Below are 319 nucleotides of genomic sequence, written 5' to 3' on the forward strand. Positions count from 1 at the left end.
GCTTGATCTCTTCGCCGGTCAGCGTCTCGTATTCGAGCAACCCTTCGGCCAGCGCGATCCAGTCCTTCTTCTTCTTGGTCAGCACAGTCTTAGCGGTGGAGTAGGCGTCGTCGATCAGCCGGCGCACCTCGGCGTCGATGATCTGCGCCGTCTCTTCCGAGATATTCTGCTGGCGCGCCACCGAATGCCCGAGGAAGACCTCTTCCTGGTTGTCGCCATAGGCGACATGGCCGAGCTTGTCGGAGAAGCCCCAGCGCGTGACCATGGCGCGCGCCAGCTTGGTCGCCTGCTCGATGTCGGAGGAGGCGCCGGAGGTGAT

Annotated in this window: 1 pseudogene; it reads right to left on the reverse strand. The window is 63.0% G+C overall.

Annotated elements, in window-relative coordinates:
• A pseudogene (locus EN852_RS38005) lies at nt 1–319 on the reverse strand (cell division protein FtsH); the annotation flags it as partial.

It is taken from the genome of Mesorhizobium sp. M2E.F.Ca.ET.209.01.1.1 (genome assembly GCF_004010375.2).
Classification (GTDB): Bacteria; Pseudomonadota; Alphaproteobacteria; order Rhizobiales; family Rhizobiaceae; genus Mesorhizobium.